17 protein-coding genes are annotated in these 21,868 nt (G+C 62.5%); 9 read left to right on the top strand and 8 right to left on the bottom strand.

The genetic code is table 11. From position 1 onward, the window contains the following. Window positions 1–224, top strand: a 224-nt coding sequence (locus RT424_RS20470; protein WP_313442007.1) for an EAL domain-containing protein, incomplete at its 5' end; no start/stop codon positions are given. A 151-nt stretch (window positions 225–375) separates the two neighbouring features. Further along, the gene (locus tag RT424_RS20465) at window positions 376–540 is read left to right on the top strand and encodes a hypothetical protein (RefSeq protein WP_313442005.1); all 165 of its coding nucleotides are present in this window, start codon (window positions 376–378) and stop codon (window positions 538–540) included. 59 nt (window positions 541–599) lie between these two features. On the opposite strand, the gene RT424_RS20460 is transcribed toward RT424_RS20465, so the two are convergent. After that, window positions 600–1,334 carry a sugar transferase gene (locus RT424_RS20460; protein WP_313442003.1) on the bottom strand — a complete coding sequence of 245 codons (735 nt, stop codon included), beginning with the start codon at window positions 1,332–1,334 and terminating at the stop codon, window positions 600–602. A gap of 625 nt (window positions 1,335–1,959) precedes the next feature. Here RT424_RS20460 and RT424_RS20455 point away from each other — a divergent pair. Both RT424_RS20455 and RT424_RS20450 read left to right on the top strand, forming a co-directional pair. Then, window positions 1,960–3,426, top strand: coding sequence for an oligosaccharide flippase family protein (locus RT424_RS20455; protein ID WP_313442001.1), 1,467 nt, complete (start codon window positions 1,960–1,962; stop codon window positions 3,424–3,426). A 115-nt stretch (window positions 3,427–3,541) separates the two neighbouring features. Further along, complete coding sequence (locus tag RT424_RS20450; protein WP_313442000.1) at window positions 3,542–4,660, top strand: glycosyltransferase family 1 protein; 1,119 nt, start codon at window positions 3,542–3,544, stop codon at window positions 4,658–4,660. Here the strand turns inward: RT424_RS20450 and glgX are convergent. The 5 genes from glgX to RT424_RS20425 are packed head-to-tail and all read right to left on the bottom strand — an operon-like array spanning window position 4,596 to window position 13,803. Then, complete coding sequence (gene glgX, locus RT424_RS20445) at window positions 4,596–6,407, bottom strand: glycogen debranching protein GlgX (RefSeq protein ID WP_313442011.1); 1,812 nt, start codon at window positions 6,405–6,407, stop codon at window positions 4,596–4,598. The genes RT424_RS20450 and glgX overlap by 65 nt on opposite strands. Continuing rightward, the gene (gene glgA, locus RT424_RS20440; protein WP_313442009.1) at window positions 6,404–7,867 is read right to left on the bottom strand and encodes a glycogen synthase GlgA; all 1,464 of its coding nucleotides are present in this window, start codon (window positions 7,865–7,867) and stop codon (window positions 6,404–6,406) included. The genes glgX and glgA overlap by 4 nt, the downstream gene beginning before the upstream one ends. Window positions 7,868–7,896: 29 nt before the next feature. Continuing rightward, complete coding sequence (gene glgC / locus RT424_RS20435) at window positions 7,897–9,159, bottom strand: glucose-1-phosphate adenylyltransferase (protein WP_313441998.1); 1,263 nt, start codon at window positions 9,157–9,159, stop codon at window positions 7,897–7,899. A 28-nt stretch (window positions 9,160–9,187) separates the two neighbouring features. Next, the gene (glgB, locus tag RT424_RS20430; protein ID WP_313441996.1) at window positions 9,188–11,362 is read right to left on the bottom strand and encodes a 1,4-alpha-glucan branching protein GlgB; all 2,175 of its coding nucleotides are present in this window, start codon (window positions 11,360–11,362) and stop codon (window positions 9,188–9,190) included. Next, a complete protein-coding gene (locus RT424_RS20425) occupies window positions 11,359–13,803 on the bottom strand; it encodes a glycogen/starch/alpha-glucan phosphorylase (RefSeq protein WP_313441994.1) in 2,445 nt (814 codons plus the stop codon). Before RT424_RS20425 ends, glgB begins: the two co-directional genes overlap by 4 nt. Before the next feature lie 224 nt (window positions 13,804–14,027). Between RT424_RS20425 and RT424_RS20420 the strand changes: the two genes are divergently transcribed. After that, window positions 14,028–15,674, top strand: coding sequence for an alpha glucosidase (locus RT424_RS20420; RefSeq protein WP_313441992.1), 1,647 nt, complete (start codon window positions 14,028–14,030; stop codon window positions 15,672–15,674). A 108-nt stretch (window positions 15,675–15,782) separates the two neighbouring features. Further along, a complete protein-coding gene (locus tag RT424_RS20415) occupies window positions 15,783–16,283 on the top strand; it encodes a nucleoside 2-deoxyribosyltransferase domain-containing protein (protein WP_313441991.1) in 501 nt (166 codons plus the stop codon). Window positions 16,284–16,458: 175 nt separating this feature from the next. On the opposite strand, the gene RT424_RS20410 is transcribed toward RT424_RS20415, so the two are convergent. Beyond that, window positions 16,459–18,018, bottom strand: coding sequence for a GNAT family N-acetyltransferase (locus RT424_RS20410; protein ID WP_313441989.1), 1,560 nt, complete (start codon window positions 18,016–18,018; stop codon window positions 16,459–16,461). Between the two features lie 116 nt (window positions 18,019–18,134). On the opposite strand from RT424_RS20410, the gene RT424_RS20405 reads away from it, so the two are divergent. After that, the gene (locus RT424_RS20405) at window positions 18,135–18,401 is read left to right on the top strand and encodes a hypothetical protein (RefSeq protein ID WP_313441987.1); all 267 of its coding nucleotides are present in this window, start codon (window positions 18,135–18,137) and stop codon (window positions 18,399–18,401) included. A 124-nt stretch (window positions 18,402–18,525) separates the two neighbouring features. Here the strand turns inward: RT424_RS20405 and queF are convergent, their stop codons facing one another. Then, on the bottom strand, window positions 18,526–18,987 hold the full coding sequence (gene queF, locus RT424_RS20400) for a preQ(1) synthase (RefSeq protein ID WP_313441985.1): 462 nt from the start codon (window positions 18,985–18,987) through the stop codon (window positions 18,526–18,528). A 263-nt stretch (window positions 18,988–19,250) separates the two neighbouring features. Here queF and RT424_RS20395 point away from each other — a divergent pair, with 263 nt between their 5' ends. Next, window positions 19,251–20,579, top strand: coding sequence for a hypothetical protein (locus RT424_RS20395; protein ID WP_313441983.1), 1,329 nt, complete (start codon window positions 19,251–19,253; stop codon window positions 20,577–20,579). A gap of 93 nt (window positions 20,580–20,672) precedes the next feature. Further along, window positions 20,673–21,868: cystathionine beta-lyase (metC, locus tag RT424_RS20390; RefSeq protein ID WP_313441981.1), on the top strand; the 1,196-nt coding region annotated here is incomplete at its 3' end.

Here is a 21,868-nt window from a genome sequence, read left to right as displayed (position 1 = left end):
TCGACCTCTGCCACAAGCTGGATATCGACGTGGTGGCCGAAGGCATCGAGGAAATCACCGAAGCCGCCACCTTGCGCAAGTGGAGTTGCGACTTTGCCCAAGGCTACCAGTTCGGCAAGCCTGCGCCGGCGCGGATTGCGGCGCAGAATCTGATCACCCTCCAGAACAATGCCGCCGCTATCGTCGACTATCGAACAGGTGAGCCCGTCCTCGGCGTGGTATAAGTCGCGACGGCTTCGTCCGCTCCCTTTTCAGCAATGATACATTTTCGAGCAGTTATCGCTTGTCGAAATCCGGTCCAGACATATTCTGCCGACAGAACATCTCAAATTGACAAAGCAATTGGGAGAGGTCGCATGATCGAGGAGCGAGCATGTGAAGCTGGCGCAAACGAAAGCCTCCGCGGGAAAATTTCGCTTGCCGGCTGGGCATTGGGAAGTGCCGGAAGTTTTATCTGCTGGTGCATCCTGGGCAAGGCCTATCAAGTCTGGTTGCATCTTTAAAGCAGTTGATCCGATTGCATCGAAACAACTGCTTTAAGCTTATGTTTTTCGTATTTTCCAAATCATCGGATGATTCCATCTGATTAGAAAAATGCCCTAATAGGATCCCTTTGCCAGTAGGACGGCAGGAAGCGTCTTCGCCAGTAACCACAGGTCCAGGCCCAGACTTTTCCGCCTCACGTAAGCGACGTCCATCGTAACCCGCTGATGGTAGGACGTATCGCTTCGGCCGCTGGTCTGCCAGATGCCTGTCAGGCCGGGACGGACGCGGCAGTAGTGCTCGAAGTAGTAGCCATACTTATGGACCTCTTGTTCGACGATTGGCCTTGGTCCGACCAGGCTCATTTCACCTGACAGCACGTTCAACAGTTGCGGAAATTCGTCCAGACTGAGTTTACGCATGAGGCTGCCCAACGGGGTTACGCGCGGATCGTCTCGCAATTTGTGCGTTGCCTCCCATTCGCGCCTCGCGGCGGGAGAAGCCCGAAGATGGGCTTCAAGAATAGTATCCCCATCCACCCGCATGGTTCGGAACTTCAGACAGTGAAAGTATCGCCCACGATGGCCAATCCGGCGGTGTGAATAGAAAATCGGCCCTGGATCGCTTATGAACGTCGCCAAGGCAAGCAGCGTGAGAAATGGCATCATGAAACAAAGTATCAATACAGCAGCCACAAGATCGAACATGCGCCAGGCAATGGCTTCACCCGTAGTGATGATCCTTGGCACGCCTGGGCGGACCACATTCAATTCGGGATTGAACTCCGATAAACTGGTCGCTGGCGAAAAGCCGACACGCCTCGAAAGCCTCGATGCTTGAATGTTCCCCATGCCTTCCCCTGTCGGGCCAGTCAGCCCCCTTAGTCCTTCGTTAACGAGGACCTACCAGCAGCCTCTTCGCGCCTGCAACATGAGAATATTCCAATTTGGATTGTTTAATAGTTGTCCTGTTCAAATTGGCGATATTGTCACTTAAGTAAAAACCCTTATCGCAACAAAACTACCTTTGAAATTATGAAACATATCGATTCCGGACATTTCGTTTGTTGACAAAATTTCGGTACATATTTGCAGCTCTGCCCAATTTGTGGAGCGCAATTCGAAGGTTCCAGCCAGGCTGGAACCGTTCAGGCGTACTCGCAGAGGAAAGATTGCCGGAAGACTCTGCCAACTCGGCGGCATCTTCGCCAGGTAAGGTCACGGACGGTGTTAAAGTCAGCCGATCTGGGTAGACGAGCACAGATAATGTCGTGTTCGTCATATATCGGCGGAGTTCACGAACCTTGTTTTTCATGTTCATTGCCGATGTCCTGATGCGCGCTCGGAGAGTCACGCATTGCCAGATGCCGGCTGCACTGAGATTAAAACCTCGTGAAGCAGAAAACGATCGTGGAACTCCGGCCCGGATCGCGCTCGAACACTTTGCTTTTTACAATAGCATTTCTTCGGCCGCTCGATGAATACCGCAGCCATGAGTAACGGAGGCTTGCGGCAATTCCGACAGCGCGGAGGGTTGGCGCTGTTCGCATTCACTGCCCGCGCCTTGGAACAGGCCGCAACCCTGATCATGACGCTACTGGCGGCTCGCTTTCTGATACCCGCTGAATTCGGCGTATTCACTCTCGCAAATGTCTTCGTGATACTAGTACAGACGCTTACTTATACCGGCGTTTTCCAGTTCATCCTTGCCGCAAAGGGTGACGAGGATAAAATCGTATCGACGGGATTCTGGTTGATCGTGCTCCTGGTTGGCATCGCATCCCTAGTCCTGGCTGCGGCGGCCTATCCATTGCAATGGCTGTTTTCGACGCCTGATCTCGGTCTTGTGCTTGTGCTGTTGGCACTTGCCCAACCGGCGGCAGCGCTCGTCGCCTGGTCATCCGCGACACTGCTGAGACGCCGTGAAGCGGCTCGCAACTTCCGCTTCGTCTTCCTCGAAAATTTCGTGGCGCTCGTTAGCGGCGCATTGCTGGTGTGGTACTGGCATTCTCTCTATGCGCTCGTAGCGGCGCGCTATGCTCGGATAGCGTTTGGAGCAGCGCTATTCATGCTGGGAGGGCGGACTTGGCCCAATCGTGGGTTCGACGTTGCCATGGCGCGAAAGGCTGCGGTTTTCTCCAGCAATCTCTATGGCTCGCGCTTTCTCGCTTTCCTGTCACGCTATTCCGGCGACGTCCTTCTCGGGCTGTTCCACTCGACCGCCGACGTAGGTCTCTATCGGTTCGGGAACAGAGTCGCGACGGGCGCAACGGACATCCTCAGCCAGCCCATGAGCAATTTCGCCTCAACCCAGTTCGGAAGCGCTGCGCGTCAAGAACAAGATCTTGCGCCTGTGCTTGCGCGTCTCTCCGGCACGATCGCCCTGCTCACGGGAATGGTTGGTGCAGTCATCATAGTCTTCGGTGAAGCAGTAGTCTCGGCCTTGTTCCAACCCTCTTATCTCGCAGCCCTGGTCGTCACTTATGCCATGGGGTTGCGCGGCTTGGCAGGCGTCGGTCAGATACTGGTCGAACCTGTCTTCGCCGCGCTCGACCGCACATCGTGGGTGATGGCTTATAATTTCATCACGGCCATCGCATCGATCGCGGCCATTGCTGCTGCCGCCCCATTTGGCATCGAAGTGCTGGCCTGGTCTCAGGCGGGGGTCGTTTTTCTGAGCACACTCTGGGCCTTCCACCTGATCCGATGGAAAGGCGGCGTTCGCGTGGGCGAAGCAATGAGGAATTTCATATTGGCATGTCTGCTCAGCCTGATTTTCGGACTGGCCCTTTTCGCCGTAAAGCACAGTGATGTTGCTACCATTACCAGCTCCGTCGGTACGACATTGGCGATTTACTTCTCCGCTTCAGCCGTACTGGCGCTGGTGGTGCTTTTTCTCGGCGCCCGCTGGCGCGTCTTCAGCCTGGACGCATTTTCCGGCTGAAAAATGTTTAGGAGATATCAAGCGATGAATGCGGACATCGGAACGCTTATCATGGAATGCCAAGCCAAGTGCCTGAAGCAGGGGCAAGGCGAACGGCAGCAGGGTCTCTGAACCGGTGGCCGGCATCGATATCAACGGCAAATTCTTGAGCGCCCCGCTCAACGGCGTTCATCGCACAGCCGCACACTATAGCGATCAATTGATCAGCAGGATGGCAAATGAACACCCTGTACGTCTGTTGGCGCCGCTTCATTCGAAATCCATCGATGGGTTTCCAAATCTCGCTCCCAAGCGCGTGAAGGGGCTGCTGGGAACCGGTCAGGGATGGGAGATGGTAACCCTACCCAGACATGCCTCGGGGAACCTGCTCGTCAACTTCTGCAATCTCGCACCGCTGCTTCACCAGAACAGCCTGGTCATGATCCATGATGCCCAGACCTTCCTTTATCCCGACGACTATTCGGGTCGACAAGCGATCGCTTATCGGCGCATGCTGCCATGGATCGGACGGCGTGCGCGGCGCATACTTACGGTCTCCGAGTTCGCTCGGCGCACCCTGGCAGCACATGCCATTGCCGATCCTGACAAGATAGACGTCGTGCACAATGGTACGGATCATCTGCTTCAAGCCAAGGCCTGCGGCGAAATTCTGAAGCGTCTTGAGCTGGATCGGGGAAGCTACGTTCTCGCTATCGGAACGGCCAAGCGCTACAAGAACCTGCATCGGGTGTTCGAAGCACTCCGAGAGCCGCTTGCCGGAGCATGTCGGTTGGTGGTGGCAGGCGGGCCCAATGCAAGCGCCTATCGAGAGAAAGGATGGCAACCACCCGAAGGGACCATATTTGCCGGCTTCGTTTCCGACGCTGAACTACGCGCCCTTTACGAAGGGGCTGCCGTTTTCGTCTTTCCCTCGCTCACCGAGGGCTTCGGGCTGCCCCCGGTCGAGGCGATGCATTGTGGAACTCCGGTCGTCACCACGCATGCGGGAGCCATGCCGGAAGTATGTGGAGACGCTGCCCTGCTCGTCGACCCCTACGATCCTGGCGCATTCCGAAAGGCGATCGAAGCCGTTCTCGAGGATTCGGAACTGCAGCGGGAACTGACAAGGCGAGGCCGCATTAGGGCTTCGCAACTGACGTGGAACAAGGCCGGTGAACGCCTTCAGGCGGTCATTTCCAGCCTTCTTCAAGAGCCGCCACGATCTCAACGCTTCGGCGCCCGCGATCGATCGTGAAATACCTGCCACCTGTCTGCCAAGACAATCGACTCGCATCGGGCGCCTCCCAGTCCGGGACAGTCATTTCAGCGCCCTGAGCATTCAGCCATCGCAGGTCGGAATGGAGGCGCGCAAATTTTGCCGGATCGGACGCCCGCATCGCCGCCAGTTCGGCAACATGATCTTCAAGCTCACGATCCCGGTTCGTCCAATCCACCCAGCCGATAGCATTGTCCTGACAATACGCGTTGTTGTTGCCCTGCTGTGTACGTCCGAACTCATCCCCGGCGGTCAGCATGATCGTTCCTGTGGATGCGAAAAGCGAACCCAGCAGCGCCTTGAGGTCGGCGCGGCGGGCAGCAGTTATCGTAGGATTATCCGTCTGGCCTTCGGTGCCATTGTTCCAGCTGAAGTTCTCTCCATGGCCGTCACGATTCTGTTCACCGTTCGCCCAATTATGCCGCTGTTCATACGAAACGGTATCGGCCAGCGTGAAGCCGTCGTGCGAGGCAATAAAGTTGATGGATCGGCACCACGCTTCGTCATCCGTAGTGCCGAATACGTCGCTGGATCCCGCCAGTCGCGTGGCCAAAATGCCGATACTCTGGTGGCCTCGCCAGAACTGGCGCAGATCGTCACGGAAACGATCGTTCCATTCGAACCAGCGGTTTGGAAAATTGCCGAGCTGGTAGCCCCCAGGACCGATGTCCCAAGGCTCGGCTATCATCACGCGCGTAGAAAGGATCGCATCTGCCGCGATCTCTCCGAAGATCGGGGCCTGCGGATCGAAACCCGGTCCACGCGCCAGAACCGGGGCGAGATCGAACCGAAAGCCGTCGATGCCGCAACTGACCACGAAATGACGCATGGCATCAAGCGCCAAGGCACGGGCCGCAGGGTTCGCGAAATCAATCGTGTTGCCGCAACCGGTATCGTTAATGAGCCTGCCGTCGGGTGCATGGGAATAGGCTGCGTTGTCCAACCCCCGAAGTGAAACCACGCCACCCTCCACGTCGCTTTCGCCGGTGTGATTGAACACCAGGTCGAGCAGTACGCCGATGCCACTGGCATGAAGCGTTGCCACCGTTTCGCGCAGTTCTGCGATGCCGCCGGGGCAAAGGCCGGGATCGAGCGCCATCATGGCAATCGGGTTGTACCCCCAGGCGTTGACAAGCCCGAGCGGCGGCAGGTGCCGTTCGTCGATCCAGGCGACGACCGGCATCAGTTCCACCGCTGTTACGCGCAGCTTCCTCAGATGCGCCACCACGGCCGGATGGGCAAGAGCGGCCACGGTACCCCGCAAGGGCGTGGGCACTTCCGGGTGAAGCCACGTGTACGCACGCACGTTGACCTCATAGATCAGCCCGCCCGGCGTAAAGTGGGGCGGCTGCAGCGCCACCGGGTTCGCCGTTGCGGAAACCACGGCCTTTGGTACGATATCGGCCGTGTCCACGCCGAAATGGCCAAGTCGGGGATTCTGAACGAAACGACTGTCCAGTTCGGTCGCGTAAGGATCGACGAGCAACTTGGTCTCATCGAACCAGAGCCCCCGCTCCGGTGCCCAGGCACCCTTCGCGCGATAACCATAGCGCGTGCCGGTTCGGTCGCCGGACAGTTCCAGAAACCAGTTCGGCCCATCCCGCGTCATGGCATGGCGCTCTTCACCGGTTTCCGAAAACAGGCAAAGCCAGACTTTTTCCGCCAGGGGGCTGCGCACGACGAAACGGGTTTGTCCCACCCCGATCGAAATGCCCAGGCGTGTCATGCTCTCAGGGCGCAATAGAGATCGGCATAGGCCTGACCGCTGGCCTTCCACGAAAAGTCGCATTTCATCGCGTTCTTCTGAACGGCCAGCCATTGCTGCGGACGATCGTAAAGATCGACGGTGCGGGTCAGCGCTGCCGACAGGGCATCGTAGTGCACACCGTCGAACTGAACGCCGGTGGCGACGCCCGCTGCCAGCGCCGCAGGATTCGCGTCGATCACCGTATCCGCCAGTCCGCCCGTCCGTGCCACCACGGGAACGCAGCCATAGGCAAGGCCGTAGAGCTGGGTCAGGCCGCAGGGCTCGAAGCGTGAAGGCACGAGAATGGCGTCGCCGCCGCCTTGCATGCGATGGGACAGTGCCTCGTCATAGCCGATGTGCACGGCGATCCGGCCCGGATGGCGCGCGGCTGCCTCTCGAAACGACTGTTCCATCGCCGCGTCGCCCGATCCCAGCAGAGCCAGCCTTCCGCCGAGGCCGACCAGATGGTCGAGCACGTCCAGCAGGACGTCCATTCCCTTTTGCCAGGTCAATCGGGTGACGACGATGAACAGCGGACCGTCATCGACGTCCAGCCCGAATTCGGCTTCCAGAGCGCGCTTGTTCGCCGCACGACGATCCAGCTTGCGTGCATCGTAGCGAACAGGGAGCGCGGGATCCTTCGCGGCGTTCCAGGTCGCGGCATCTATGCCGTTGAGAATGCCGGAAACCGCACGGCCTCGTGCCACGATCAGGCCTTCCAACCCCATGCCGAAGGCGGTGCTGCGGATTTCGCGCGCGTAAGTGGGGCTGACCGTGGTCACCGCATCGGCGCAGGCCAGACCGGCTTTCAACATGCCGATGCCGCCGTGATACTCGACGCCGTCGATCGACCACGCCTCTGCCGGGAGGCCCAGGCGTGGGAAAACCTCGGCACCGAACCAGCCCTGAAACGCCATGTTGTGAATGGTGACGATCGACGGCACCCGCCCGGCTTCGCCGCCGAGGGGCGCGAAGCGGAGGTAGGCGGAGGCCATCGCCGCCTGCCAGTCATGCGCATGGACGAGGTCGAACCGTAGCGCTTTGCCCCGGCTGGCCATCGCACCTCCTGCCAGATCGGCGGCGGCACGGCCTAGTGCGGAGAAGCGCTGCCAGTTATCCGCCCAGTCCTGCCCGGCCGCATCGGCATAGGGTGCTCCATCGCGCGCATAGAGTGCCGGGGCATCGAGTACGAGCAGCGGATAGCCGTCGAGCTTGCCTGTCAACAGCCTGGCCGGAACGCCCATAAGCGAATCCCACGCATGCACCGCCCTCGCGCGGCCCAGCGCCTTCAGCACCGAGGGATAACCCGGCAAGAGCGTGGTCATCTCCACGCCATGCCCCGCAAGCGCGGCGGGCAGCGCGCCCACGACATCGGCAAGCCCGCCGGTCTTGACCAGCGGCACGGCTTCGGAAGCTACGGAAAGGACTTTCAACGATATTCCCTTTTCAGGCGGATCACGTCAGGCGATCACAGGCCCAGGCGGTCGATCATCGGCTTGGTGATCAGGCACACGCCGTTGTCCGTGCGGCGGAAGCGGCGACCGTCGAGTTCGGGATCCTCGCCAACCACCAGCCCTTCCGGGATGCGCACGCCGGAATCGATCACCACCCGCGACAGCCGGGCATGGCGCCCGATGTTGCAATAAGGCAGGATCACCGCCTCGTTGACTTCCGAAAAGCTGCCCATCTTCACGCCCGTGAACAGCAACGATCGCCGCGCCAGCGAGCCGGAGACGATGCAGTCCTGGCTGATCAGCGAGGAGATCGCCTGCCCGCGCCGCCCTTCTTCGTCATGGACGAACTTGGCAGGGGCAGCGACGACCGTATCGGTCCAGATCGGCCAATCGCGATCGTACATGTCGAGCTTTGGTACGGTGTCGGTAAGGTCCAGATTGGCTTCGAAATAGGCGTCCACCGTGCCGACGTCGCGCCAGTATTCCTCGATTTCCTCGGCAGCGCGGATGCAGGAATTGGTGAAGCGGTGGGCCTGCGCCTTCCCGTGCTTGACGATGTAGGGGATGATGTCCCCACCGAAATCGCGCTTGGAATCCGGATCGGCGGCATCGCGACGAAGCTGCTCGAACAGGAACTCGGTGTCGAAGACATAGATACCCATCGATGCCAGCGCATGGTCCGGATCTCCGGGGATCGAAGGCGGGTTTTTCGGCTTTTCCAGGAACGAGGTGATCACGTCGTTCTCGTCCACGTGCATCACGCCGAATGCCGTCGCATCCTTGCGCGGTACCACCAGGCACCCCACGGTCACATCCGCGCCCGAATTGACGTGCTGTTGCAGCATCAACTCGTAGTCCATCTTGTAGATGTGATCGCCCGCCAGGATGACCATGTATTTCGGCGTGTAAGAGGCGATGATGTCGATGTTCTGAAATACCGCGTCGGCCGTGCCCTCGTACCAGAGGAGTTCGGAAATGCGCTGGCTGGCCGGCAGGATGTCGAAGCTTTCGTTGCGTTCGGGTCGCATGAAGTTCCAGGCGCGGTTCATGTGCCGGATCAGGCTATGCGCCTTGTATTGCGTGGCGACGCCGATGCGACGGATGCCCGAGTTGATCGCGTTCGAAAGCGCGAAGTCGATGATGCGGCTCATGCCGCCGAAATAGACCGCGGGCTTGGCGCGATTGTCGGTCAGTTCAGCCAGACGGCTGCCGCGTCCGCCGGCAAGCACATAGGCCATGGCATCGCGCGCAAGTGGCGATCCGGTCGGCGTCCTCATTGCACTCTCTCTCCTTCGTATCGCCGTCTCAGCCTGCATATTCCAGCATGATCGTCGCCAGGGGCGGCAGCGTCACGGTGGCTTGACCGTCCGAAACCGTCACTTGACCCAGATTGCCCTTGCCGGTTCCTCCGTAATGCGGAGAATCGCTGTTCAGGATTTCGTTCCACTTGCCGTTACACGGCAGCGGCAGTCTATAACCCGTGTGGATGGCGGGGGTCATGTTGGAGATCACCGCCACGGGCCTTGCACCCTCCGCCCTGCGCAACCATGCGAAGACGGAATTGGCGGCGTCGTCCACCACCAGCCATTCGAAGCCGTTCCCGTCGCAGTCGCCGCCGTGGAGCGCGGGCTTTTCGCGATAGATGCGGTTGAGATCCTTCACCAGGTTGCGGACGCCTTCATGAGCAGGCGCATCGCGCAAGTCCCAGTCGAGCGCGCGCTCCTCGCTCCATTCCCGGCGCTGGGCGAATTCCTGCCCCATGAACAGCAGCTTCTTGCCGGGATAGCCCCACATTATGCCGTAATAGGCGCGCAAGTTCGCGAATTTCTGCCAATCGTCGCCGCTCATCTTGTTGAGCAGCGACCCCTTGCCGTGGACCACTTCGTCATGGCTGAGCGGCAGGACGTAATTCTCGGAAAAGGCGTACATCAGGCCGAAGGTGATGTCGTTGTGATGATAGCGCCGGTGCACCGGATCGCGCGCCATGTAGCGCAGCGTGTCGTGCATGAAGCCCATGTTCCACTTGAAGCCGAAGCCCAGCGAGGTAGGCTGGCCGCCGTCCTCCACGTCATAGGCGGGCTGGGTTACGCCCGGCCAGGCGGTGGATTCCTCGGCGATGGTGAACACGCCGGGATGCTGCCCATAGAGCGCGCGGTTGGTGGCGCGCAGGAAGTCCACCGCTTCCCAGTTTTCGCGTCCACCCTGTGCATTGGGGATCCACTCCCCTTCCTTGCGCGAATAGTCACGGTAGAGCATCGAGGCGACGGCATCGACGCGCAAGGCATCCACGTGATAGCGATCCGCCCAGAACAGCGCATTGTTGACGAGAAAGCTCTGCACCTCGCGCCGGCCGAAATTGTAGATCAGCGTGTTCCAGTCCGGCTGGAAGCCGAGGCGCGGATCCTGATGCTCGTAGAGCGCGGTGCCGTCGAAACGGACGAGGCCGTGATCGTCGGTGGGGAAATGGGCGGGCACCCAATCCAGAATCACGCCGATGCCGGCCCGGTGTGCACCGTCCACGAAGCGGGCGAAGCCGGCAGGTTCCCCGAACCGCGAACTGGGCGCGTAGAGCCCGGTCGTCTGGTAGCCCCACGATGGATCGTAGGGATGCTCGCTGATCGGCAGGAATTCGATATGGGTGAAGCCCATTTCGACCACGTAGGGAATCAGGCGGTCCGCCAGGTCGTCCCAGTTGAGGAACCAGTTGAAGCGGTCGCGCTGCCACGAGCCGGCATGCACCTCGTAGATCGAGACGGGAACCTTCCGGGGATCGACTTTGGCCCAATGCGCACGATGCGCCTCGTCGCCCCAGTCGAGCTTGGCCGGATGGGCCGTCATCGAGGCGGTGGCGGGACGGATTTCCGACATGAAGGCGAATGGGTCCGCCTTCAGCGGCTGTACCATGCCGTCGGCGCCGATGATGTGATACTTGTAGGCGCGGTAGTCGGCGATATCGGGGATGAAGATTTCCCAGACGCCGATATCGCTGCGATCGCGCATGACGTGGCGGCGCGGATCCCAGTCGTTGAAATCTCCGACCACGCTGACCAGCCGAGCATTCGGCGCCCAGACCGCGAAATGGACGCCGTTGGCGCCTTCATGCCGGATGATATGGGCGCCAAGCTTGTCGAACAGGCGGAAATGCGTGCCTTGGGCGATCAGCAGATCGTCCACCGGCCCCAGCACCGGCCCGAAAGTGTAGGGGTCGGTGACCAGCCAGTCATTGTCGCCGGCCGTGCAGCGATAGCGGATCGGCTGCGGTTTTCCGATGAGCTTGCCTTCGAACAGGAAGCGGTCGTCGACTTTGCCCAGCGTGCCCAGACGGCGGCCGTCGAGGCTGAATGCCTCCACCGTCTCGGCGCCCGGCAGGATCGCGCGGGCATAGGCTCCATCAGGTCCGGCGTGGAGCCCGAGAAGGGAAAACGGGTCGGCGTTGAGGCCTTGGAGAAGAGTTTCGATGGCGCTTTCGGGTGGCTTCACAGGACTTTCCAGATGTCTTTGGCATACTCGGAGATCGTCCGATCCGAGGAGAACCAACCGACATTGGCGATGTTCCTGATGGTGGCCGCGCGCCAGCCCGCGACGTCTTCCCAGCGCGCGTCGATCGAGCGCTGGGCGGCGGCGTAACTGTCGAAATCGGCGGCGCACATGAACCAGTCGTGGTCGTAGATGCCGCCGATCAGCGCCTTGTAGCGGTCCGGCTCGTCGGGAGAGAAAACGCCCGAGGCAATGGCGGTCAGCGCCTGGCTCAGTTCGCGCGAGCCATCGATGACCTCACGCGGATTATAGCCGCTGGCCCGCTTCGCCGCGACTTCCTCAGCCGTGAGGCCAAAAATGACGATATTGTCGTCGCCCACATGATCCTTGATCTCGACATTGGCGCCGTCCAGCGTACCGATGGTCAGCGCTCCGTTGAGCGCGAACTTCATGTTGCCGGTGCCGGATGCCTCCATACCCGCCGTGGAGATCTGCTCTGACAGGTCCGCCGCCGGGAATATCCGCTCGCCCAGGCTGACATTGTAGTTCGGCACGAAGACAACCTTGAGCAGCCCGCCCACCGAAGGATCGGCATTGATGCGCCGGGCGATGTCGTTCGCCAGCTTGATGACCAGCTTGGCGTTGTGATAGCTCGGCGCGGCCTTGCCTGCGAATATCTTGACGCGCGGCACCCAGTCGCGCTCGGGATGGCTGCGGATCTGGTCGTAGAGCGCCACCGTCTCGATCAGGTTGAGCAGCTGGCGCTTGTATTCGTGGATACGCTTGATCTGGACATCGAACAGCGCGTCGGGATCGAGGCGGAGCCCCATCGTCTTTTTGATATAGTCCGAAAGCGCGACCTTGTTGGCGCGCTTGACCCCGGCCACCTGCTCTCCGAACTGGCTATCTCCGGCAAGTGGATTGAGGTCGGCTAGCTTTTCCGCATCGTCCAGGAAGGCATCGCCGATGGCCTCGCGGATCACACGGGTGAGGTCGGGATTGCACTGTTGCAGCCAGCGGCGCGGGGTGACGCCGTTGGTCTTGTTGTTGATGCGGTCCGGGTAGAGCTTGTGCAGGTCGGCAAAGACCGTCTTCTTCATCAGGTCGGTATGAAGGGCCGCGACGCCGTTGACCGAATGGGCACCGACGAACGCCAGGTTGGCCATGCGGACGCGGCGTTCGCCATTCTCGTCGATGAGGGATATCGCGGCGATTTCGGCATCGCTGCACCCGGCCTTGCGTGCCTCTCGCAGCACGCGGCTGTTGATCGCGTAGATGATCTGCATGTGGCGCGGCAGCAAGCGCTCGAACAGCGGCAGCGGCCAGGATTCCAGCGCCTCGGGCAGGAGCGTGTGGTTGGTGTAGGATACCGTGCGGCGGCAGATGTCCCAGGCCTCGTTGAACTCAAGCCCGTTCTCGTCGACCAGGAGCCGCATCAGTTCCGCCACCGCCACGGAAGGGTGGGTGTCGTTCAGCTGGATGGCCGCCTGATCCGGCAGGCTGCGGATATCACCCAGGTACTGGACGTGGCGCCGCACGATGTCCTGGATCGAAGCGGCCGTGAAGAAGTATTCCTGCCGCAACCGCAGCTCCTGCCCGGCGGGGCTGGAGTCGGCGGGATAGAGCACGCGCACAAGGCTGTCCGCCCGTACCTGCTCTGCCAGCGCGCCGAAGTGGTCACCGGCATTGAAGGCATCGAGCTTGATCGGATCGAGCGGACTGGAGGTCCAGAGGCGCAAGGTATTCACCCGCTTGCCGCGCCAGCCGACCACGGGCGTATCCATCGCGGTCGCCTCGACCTGCTCGGCCGGATGCCAGAACACGCCGTCGCCCTCGGCCACGACTTCACCGCCGAAGCCGATGCGATAAGTGCTTTCGAGCCGCTCGAACTCCCACGGATTGCCGTGCGCCAGCCAGGTTTCCGGAAGCTCGACCTGCCAGCCGTCGTCTATGCGCTGGCGGAACATGCCGTTCACGTAGCGAATGCCATAGCCGTATGCCGGGATGTCCAGCGTCGCCAGACTTTCCATGAAGCAGGCCGCCAGTCGGCCGAGCCCCCCGTTGCCGAGCGCCGCGTCGGGCTCAAGCTCTTCCAGCGCCGCAAGGTCAAGGCCATGTGCCTTCAGGGCCGCCTCGAACTCGCGGGTCATGCCCATGTTCGAAAGCGCGTCGCGCAGCAGGCGGCCGATCAGGAACTCCATCGACAGATAGTAGACCCGCTTGCCGCTGGAATCGTAAGTGCGGCGGGTGGAATCGATCCATTTCTCGATGATCTCGTCCCGCAGGGCCAGGATCGAGGCCGTGTACCAGTCATGCTGCTTCGCGGCCCGCTCGTCCTTGCCCACGCGCTGGCGAAGCACCCTCACGATGTGCTTGTCCATCTCCGAGGGGGCCTGTTCCGAAGGGATTGGCGCCGGGCTGCTGGAAACGGGTTCGCTCGCCATGGACTTAACTCCTGATCCTTGGACAACAGACGCATAAAACGCCGGTTTTCCAAAAGCGTGATCCTGCTGCCCGGCAGAGAGGCTGCTCCCGTTCACCGGCCATGCAATCATGGCTAGCACAGCGCTGGTCCGCGGCAAGGGACATTGTGCAGTGCCGCAAAAATTTCGAGCCTAGCCTTTGCCGTGGTGCTAATGTTCCCGCCGAACCGCCGCGAAAGGTGCGCATGAGCCTGATCGAAACCGACCCCGCCCAACGTGATTCTACCACGGCGCAGACATCGGCCTCGCATGGCCCGGTGCCATGGTGGAAGGGCGCCGCGATCTACCAGATCTATCCGCGCAGCTTTCAGGACAGCAATGGTGACGGCGTGGGCGACCTTGCCGGTATCACCCGCCGCCTGCACCATGTCGCTCGCCTGGGGGTGGATGCGATCTGGATTTCGCCCTTTTTCACCTCTCCCATGCGCGATTTCGGCTATGACGTGGCCGACTACTGCGGCGTGGACCCCGTCTTCGGGACGATGGCCGATTTCGATGCGCTGGTCGCCCATGCCCATGCACTGGGCCTCAAGGTCATCATCGACCAGGTCTATGCCCATACTTCCGACCTTCACCCCTGGTTCGGGGAAAGCCGCTCGGATCGCGGCAACCGCAAGGCCGACTGGTACGTCTGGCATGATCCCAGGGAAGACGGCACCCCGCCGTGCAACTGGCAGTCCGTGTTCGGCGGCCCGGCCTGGACCTGGGACGCCCGCCGCCGCCAATACTACATGCACACCTTCCTCAAGGAGCAGCCGCAGCTCAACATGCACAATCCCGCCGTTCAGGACGCGGTGCTGGACGCGGCGCGGTTCTGGCTGGAGCGGGGGGTGGACGGCTTCCGTCTCGACGCGCTCAACCATGCGATGCATGACCCCCTGCTGCGCGACAACCCGCCCGCGCCGGCTGACGGCCGCATCCGCACCCGGCCCTTCGACTTCCAGCTCAAGACGTACAGCCAGTCGCATCCGGGGATGATCCCCTTCATCGAACGGCTGCGCACGCTCTGCGACCAGTTCGACGCGATCCACACCGTTGCCGAGATCGGCGGAGACCATCCTCAGATCGACCGCCGCGCCTACACATCCGGGAACGATCGCCTGAACAGCGCCTACGGCTTCGACTTCCTCTACGCCCCCGCCCTCACCGCGCAATTCGTGGCCGATACGCTCCACCGCTGGGAACTCGCTGCGGACGAGACCGGCGGGTGGCCAAGCTGGGCGTTCGAAAACCACGATGCCCCCCGCGCCGTCTCCCGCTGGTCCGCCCCGGAGCATCGGGACGCGTTCGCCCGCGTGAAGATGGCCCTGCTCATGGCCCTGCGCGGCAATGTGATACTTTATCAGGGCGAGGAGCTTGGCCTCTTGCAGGACGAGATCGCGTTCGAGCATCTGCAGGATCCAGAGGCCATCGCCAACTGGCCGCTCACGCTTTCTCGCGACGGCGCCCGCACGCCGCTGCCCTGGGAAAACGTTCCCCTAGGGGGCTTCACCACGAGCGAACCGTGGCTGCCGCTCTCGGCGGAAAATCTGGCCGGCGCCGTGGCCGTGCAGGAAAGCGATCCCACCTCGCTGCTCCACTTCACGCGGGAGGTACTGTCCCTGCGCAAGGCCAGCGCCGCCCTTCGCCACGGCGCCCTGATCCGGTGCAATGCCGAGGGATCGCTGCTGTCCTTCGAGCGGGAGGAAGGGTCGGAGCGCGTGCTCTGCCTGTTCAACCTCTCGCCCGAACCGATCGCTCTCGACAGGTGCGAGGGCGAAGTCTTGCTGGCCGTCAACGGTGCCACCGGGTCCGCCCTTCCCGGCTATGGCGCGCTCTGGCTTTCGACCTGAAGCTCAAAATTTCGCTGGCGAGGGGCCGCGGCGGATCGCTAGAGGCAGGCGATGAAGCACGCCCTTCCCGTTCTCGCCCTCTTGGGCGCCGTCCTGCCTGCCTCCGCCATGGCTGAAGCACAAGTCGTCACTTCGCCCGAAGCGCTGCCCGCCCGCCACGAGCTTCCCCGCGTCTTCCTTGGCGGCAGCATCGACATGGGTTCCGCGCCGGACTGGCAACGGCAGGTGATCGACGCGCTGCAAGATGAAGACGTGGTGTTGCTCAATCCCCGCCGTCCGGACTGGAACCCGGCCTGGAAGCCGGAAGCCGACGAACCGGAATTCCGCCGTCAGGTCGAATGGGAACTGGCCGCGCTCGACAGTGCCGATGTGGTGATCCTCTATCTCGCACCGGGATCGCAAAGTCCCGTCAGCCTCCTCGAACTCGGCCTCCATGCCCGCTCCGGAAAAGTCGTGCTGCTCTGCCCGCCCGGCTTCTGGCGCAAGGGCAATGTGGACATCACCGGCGAGCGCTACGGCGTGAAGCAGGTGCACAGCCTCAATGAGCTGATCGCCGAGACACGCCGACGGGTGGCTGAGGCGAGGCGGCGGGTCGGGGACAGAAAATAACCCGGCCGCCCGCAAGGCGGCTGACCCTCACACGGCGTTTCAACAATCCACTCGTCATCCTGAACTTGTTTCAGCCGATCATACGGACGTTCGAGCCGCGCGATGGATCCTGAAGCAAGTTCAGGATGACGTCGCGATTGGGGGAGCGTACCGCCCCCTCCGCCCCCAACGCCCTTTACTGCTGCGTCCATTCCACCCGGTAGAGATCGAAGCGCCGGTCCTTGAGGTTCTGCACCGCGCCCGACTGACGCGCGGTCAGCAGCGCGTCGAGGCTGAGATCGGCAATGGCGATCGTCTCCGTGTTCGGCGCGGTGTCGGCCGCCACGCCGTCGCGCGCGAAGGGGAAGTCCGAAGGCGTGAGGATCGCACTCTCGGCATAGTGGACGTCCATGTTCTCGACGTTGGGCAGGTTCCCGACCACGCCCGAGGTGACGACATAGCACTGGTTCTCCACCGCGCGGGCCTGGCAACAGTAGCGCACCCGCAGGAAACCGCGCCGCTCATCGGTGCAGAACGGTACGAACAGCATCAGCGCACCCTGGTTGACCAGATGGCGCGAGAGTTCGGGGAACTCGCTGTCATAGCAGATCATCACGCCGATCGGCCCACAGTCGGTAGGGATCACGTTGGCGCCGTAGCCGCCCTTGATGTTCCACCACTTGCGCTCGGACGGGGTGGGATGAAGCTTCTGTGTTTCGTGCACCGCCCCGTCGCGCAGGAAAGTATAGGCGATGTTGCGGATCTCGCTCTTGCCTTGGCCCAATTTCATGCGGGTCGGGTGCGATCCGCCGATGATGTTGATATTGTAGCTCACCGCCATGCGCTGCATGAACTCGACGAACCGCTCGGTATAGTCCGCCACCTTTTCGATCGCGGCGGCAGGTTCCAGCTTGGTCTCCTCGATCGAGAGCAGTTCCAGCGTGAACAATTCGGGGAAGATCACGAAGTCGCTCTCGTAATCGGCCGCCACGTCGATCCAGTATTCCACCTGCTCCTCGAACTGGTCGATCGTCTCGATCTTGCGCATCATGAACTGTACGGTGGCGACGCGCACGGTGGAAGGGACGCGCTCCTTGAAGCCCGGCACCGCCTTGCCCGTGTCGCGGGGCGCGAGCGGATTGGTCCAATACATGAGCACGGCGTTGCCGCCGCTTTCCTTGTCGTTCGGAATGTAGTCGGGCAGGATTTCGCGCGGCTCGTAGCCCTCGTTCATCTGGAACTGGATCACCTGGTCGCGCACTTTCTTGTCGCGCACGGCCTGGAGATAATCCGCCGGGTTCGGATATTGCCGCTTGCGCCGGGAGTAGCCCGGCATGCGACCGGCGAAAGCGATCCCCTTCAGCTCGAAATACTGGCAGACGTCCTTGCGCTTGCGATAGAGCCGCTGCCCGATGCGCAGGCGCCGGTAGTCCGGATCCACGCAGACTTCGAAACCGTAGAGCACGTCGCCGTCGTTCGAAGGCGGACGGCCGTAGCCGCCGTTGCTGATCTCCTCCCAGGTGTGCGGACGAAAGGCCTCGGCGGCCGTCACGATCATCGTGGCGCAGTGGCCGACGACCTTGCCATCGTATTCGGCGACGAACTGTCCTTCGGGGAAGTTGATCACCTGGCCGCGAATTTCGGCGCGCGTGAACGCATCTACCTTGCCGTAGACCTTTACCGACAGCCGGGCGATGGCCGGAGCATCGGCGACAGTGGCAGGGCGGATGATGAGCTTGGCTTTGGTCTGGTCCATGGGGCAGTTCTACGCCTGGGAAGCCTGAGGGTTCCAGTCGGGAAATCGACTCTTTGCCGTATCTTGCGGGATATTTTCGACGAGGTGGCCGTTATCGCTTCTGAAAGGAGAGAAGAATGAGCGCCACTCTCATCGCCCTCGCCCTGTTCGGTTGCAGCGACGACGGATCGGCCTGCGAAAGGCTGTCCACCCCTGTGCAAACCTTCGAATCCCGAGCCGCGTGCACGGCGAGGCTCGACGACGCGCTGGCTACCGATGCCGCCATGAAAGCCGAGGCACCGACCGTCTTCGCGCAGTGCCTTTCAAACAGCCAGCTTGCCTCGCTCGGCAAGGGCACCGTCGATCTGAGACGGGTGAACGGCGTGCAATTCGCGGCAAGATAATCGGTCACGTATCCCGGCACGGACTTCGAGAAAGCGCGCCTCGTGCGTCGCGATACTCGAAGGAAAGTCCGGGGGCATGGAGGCGCCGGCATGAACCGGCGCCTCCGCTTTATGCTCAGGATGCTCAGCCGCGGCCTCGGTATCCCTGGACGCCCTGATCGGGCACCCAGAGCCCTTCGGGGGCAGCGCCGGATTGCCAGAACACGTCGATGGGAATGCCGCCGCGCGGGTACCAGTAACCACCGATGCGCAGCCAGCGCGGCTTCATTTCGTCGAACAGGCGCTGGCCGATGCCTACCGTCACATCCTCGTGAAAGCCGTTGTGATTGCGGAACGATCCCAGGAAGAGCTTGAGGCTCTTGGATTCGACGATGGTTTCGCCCGGCGCGTAGTCGATCACGAGGTGCGCGAAATCCGGCTGCCCGGTTACCGGGCAAAGCGACGTGAATTCCGGAGCGGCAAAGCGCACGAGATAAAGGCTGCCCTGGCGCGGATTGGGCACATAATCCAGCACGGCGTCTTCGGGAGACGTCGGCAGCGCGCTGTTCTGGCCGAGATGCAGCGGAGTCATGGAAGTATCAGTCATGCCGCCTTGATAGGTGGCGCGAGCCTCGGCTTCAACCCGGTGCGGCCCATTCTTGAACGCGCCGGAAAGCGGGTCGGGCGAGATTGCCCCAAGGGGGCACATTCGGCTATGATCGCTCACGCCCTACCGCGCTGGCCATTTGCATTAACGCCGGGTTCAGCGGGCGGTCCATTTGGACATGGTCGAAAACTGGGTGCTGGATGCGGGGCATTGTGAATAAATCTGCGACAACATTTCTTTCGCGTGCAGCACTTGTCGCCGGCTTGCTGGCAGGGCCAGGCACGGCCTTTGCGCAAGCGACCTGGAGCCTTCCGCCCGGCCAACAGGAGGGCCAGAGCGCGTCTCGCCCGCAAGGCCCGGTCGATCCGCAGAACCCGACGGTAACCCCGCGGGAAACGGCGCCTGACGTGCCTGCTGCCACGCCTGCCGCAACACCCTCCAGCGCGCCCACGTCTCGCGCTACGCCGGTTCCCACCATCGTCGCGCCGCCCCCGCCTGTCCCGCGCGCGAGCGAACGTCCCAACCCGCAGACGACCGCGCCTGCTGCGGCTCAGTCCGCCGCCCCCACCCGCCCGTCGCAGACCCCGACCGTCGAGACGGCAACTTCCGCGCCTTCGCCAACGGCATCGCCCCTGCCGTCGCTCGACCCGACGCCGCCCGCCGCGCGCGAAAGCGCCGTCCCCTCCCCCATTCCGTCAGCCACGCCGGATACCGCAATCCAGCCTGCCAACGAGCCTCATTGGCCGGAGTGGTGGCTGGTGATTCCCGCGGCGCTCGTTGCGACCGGCATCGGTACCTTCGCGCTGCTGCGTCGCCGTCGCGCACCCGCCACGGCCTGGGAGGAGGCAGGCCTGGAGCCGGAGGCCGAGCCCGAAGACGAAATCGCCGAGGAACCGGCCACCCCCTCCACCTCGGCCGCCGCCTCGGCTGCGATCGCCGCGCTCGATCCGACCCCGGCCGTCACGCCCGTTCCCCGCGTACAACCGCCAAGGCAGCCGGATCCGCAATCCCGGCCGCTGCCGCAGCCCGTACCGCCACCGGCGCGGGAACCCGTCCCCGCGCCATCGCGACCCGGCATCGTCGCAGTCCATTTCGAGCCGGTGAGCATGCGGCTCTCGCTCGTCTATGCAACCCTCCAATATCGCCTCGCGCTCACCGCCCCGGACGGCGGAAGCGCACAATCGTGGCAAGTGCGGGGTGACATGATTTCCGCCCACGCATCCCTGTCGCAAGGCGAGCAGCTTGCTCCCGATCCCGCGACGCTGCCGCTGCGACACTCGCTGGAGGCGCTCGCTCCGGGCGAAACGCGGGAATTCAAGGGCGAATTGCAGTTGCCGCTGAACGCCATCCGCGTGATGCGCCAGGGCCAAGCAAGCCTTTTCGTACCGCTCGTCCGCCTTTGTCTGGTGGACGAAGAAGGGCATGTCGAGCGTCGCGTCTTCACGCTCGGAATTCCCGGCGATAGGCCTGCCCTTGGCCCGCTCCGCCTCGACACCGGCCCACGCGACCATGCGACGATCGCTGCGCGCGCAGTGGAAGCGGCGCGCGATATGGGACAGGTTCCCGAGCCGCCGATCCGCCGTCTCGCCTGAACGAAAGGGCCGGATCGAACTTCGCGCGCGTCTTGCCTCTCGACCGCTGCACCGCGGCGCGTTAGGGCTGCACGCTCAAGAGCGGAGAGCACTTTGAGCGATTTGGACAATTTCGACGATCTCGCCCCCTTCACCAAGCTGGTAGGCGGAGGCCGTCGCAAGGAATGGACCGGCGCGGTCGTCAATCCGCCGGTCTGGCGTGCCAGCACCCATCTCCACGAAAGCACTGCCGCGCTTGCCCAAGCGCCAAGCCGCAACGAGGACGGCCGTTTCTTCTACGGCCGTCGCGGTGCCCCCACGCAATGGGCACTGTGCGATGCCCTGACCAAGATCGAGCCCGGCGCCGAGGGAACCGTGATCTATCCTTCGGGTGTCGCCGCCATCGCCGGGGTCATGCTGACCCTGCTGCGTCCGGGCGACGTCGTGCTCATCACCGACAATGCCTATGACCCCACACGCTCGATGGGCACGGGAATGCTTGCCGATTTCGGCATCGAGACGCGCTTCTACGATCCGCTCGACATCGCCGGCTACGAAGCCCTGTTCTGCGACCGTACGCGCGCCGTGCTGATCGAGGCCCCGGGCAGCCTGTCGATGGAAGTCTGCGACGTCCCCCAGCTGGCGCGCATCGCGCGCGACAAGGGCGCCGTCTCGGTGCTCGACAACACCTGGGCCAGCCCCCTCGGGTTCGCGGGGCTGGAAAAGGGCGTCGACGTTACCGTCATGGCACTTACCAAGCATGTCGGCGGCCATTCCGACCTGATGATGGGCAGCGCCAGCGCGCGCGGGGAACTCTACGAGAAACTGCGCAGACGTTCGCAGGATCTCGGCATCGTCGTCTCGCCGGACGACGCGGCGCTTGCGCTTCGGGGCCTGCGGACGCTTGGCGTTCGCCTGCGTCAGGAGGCCGAGTCCGCGCTCAAGATCGCCCATTGGCTGGATGCCCGGCCAGAGGTGGCGCAAGTGCTCTGCCCGATGCTGCCGGGTTCGCCGGGCCACGACTTGTGGGCGCGTGATTTCACCGGGGGCTGCGGCCTGTTCAGCTTCGTGTTCAAGGGCGGCACCATGGCCGACCGCAACCGCTTCATCGACGCGCTGAAGCTCTTTGCCATCGGCTATTCCTGGGGCGGTTTCGAAAGCCTGGTCGTGCCGATCGAACCGACGCGGCATCGCGACGTCATGCCCTGGCCGCCACAGAAGCGCGATGAAGAGGACCGCCACGGGGTACGCCTCGCGGTCGGGCTTGAAGACGTGGACGATCTCATCGCGGATATCGAACAGGCCATGGC

The organism is Novosphingobium sp. (assembly GCF_032093395.1).
GTDB lineage: Bacteria > Pseudomonadota > Alphaproteobacteria > Sphingomonadales > Sphingomonadaceae > Novosphingobium.
This window is presented reverse-complemented; position numbering and strand designations above follow the sequence as displayed.

Coding starts and splice junctions, on each gene's coding strand:
- RT424_RS20460 (WP_313442003.1), bottom strand. CDS start 1,334: ATGGGGAACATTCAAGCATCGAGGCTTTCGAGGCGTGTCGGCTTTTCG.
- RT424_RS20420 (WP_313441992.1), top strand. CDS start 14,028: ATGAGCCTGATCGAAACCGACCCCGCCCAACGTGATTCTACCACGGCG.
- RT424_RS20405 (WP_313441987.1), top strand. CDS start 18,135: ATGAGCGCCACTCTCATCGCCCTCGCCCTGTTCGGTTGCAGCGACGAC.
- RT424_RS20425 (WP_313441994.1), bottom strand. CDS start 13,803: ATGGCGAGCGAACCCGTTTCCAGCAGCCCGGCGCCAATCCCTTCGGAA.
- RT424_RS20455 (WP_313442001.1), top strand. CDS start 1,960: ATGAATACCGCAGCCATGAGTAACGGAGGCTTGCGGCAATTCCGACAG.
- glgX (WP_313442011.1), bottom strand. CDS start 6,407: ATGACACGCCTGGGCATTTCGATCGGGGTGGGACAAACCCGTTTCGTC.
- RT424_RS20415 (WP_313441991.1), top strand. CDS start 15,783: ATGGCTGAAGCACAAGTCGTCACTTCGCCCGAAGCGCTGCCCGCCCGC.
- glgC (WP_313441998.1), bottom strand. CDS start 9,159: ATGAGGACGCCGACCGGATCGCCACTTGCGCGCGATGCCATGGCCTAT.
- queF (WP_313441985.1), bottom strand. CDS start 18,987: ATGACTGATACTTCCATGACTCCGCTGCATCTCGGCCAGAACAGCGCG.
- RT424_RS20410 (WP_313441989.1), bottom strand. CDS start 18,018: ATGGACCAGACCAAAGCCAAGCTCATCATCCGCCCTGCCACTGTCGCC.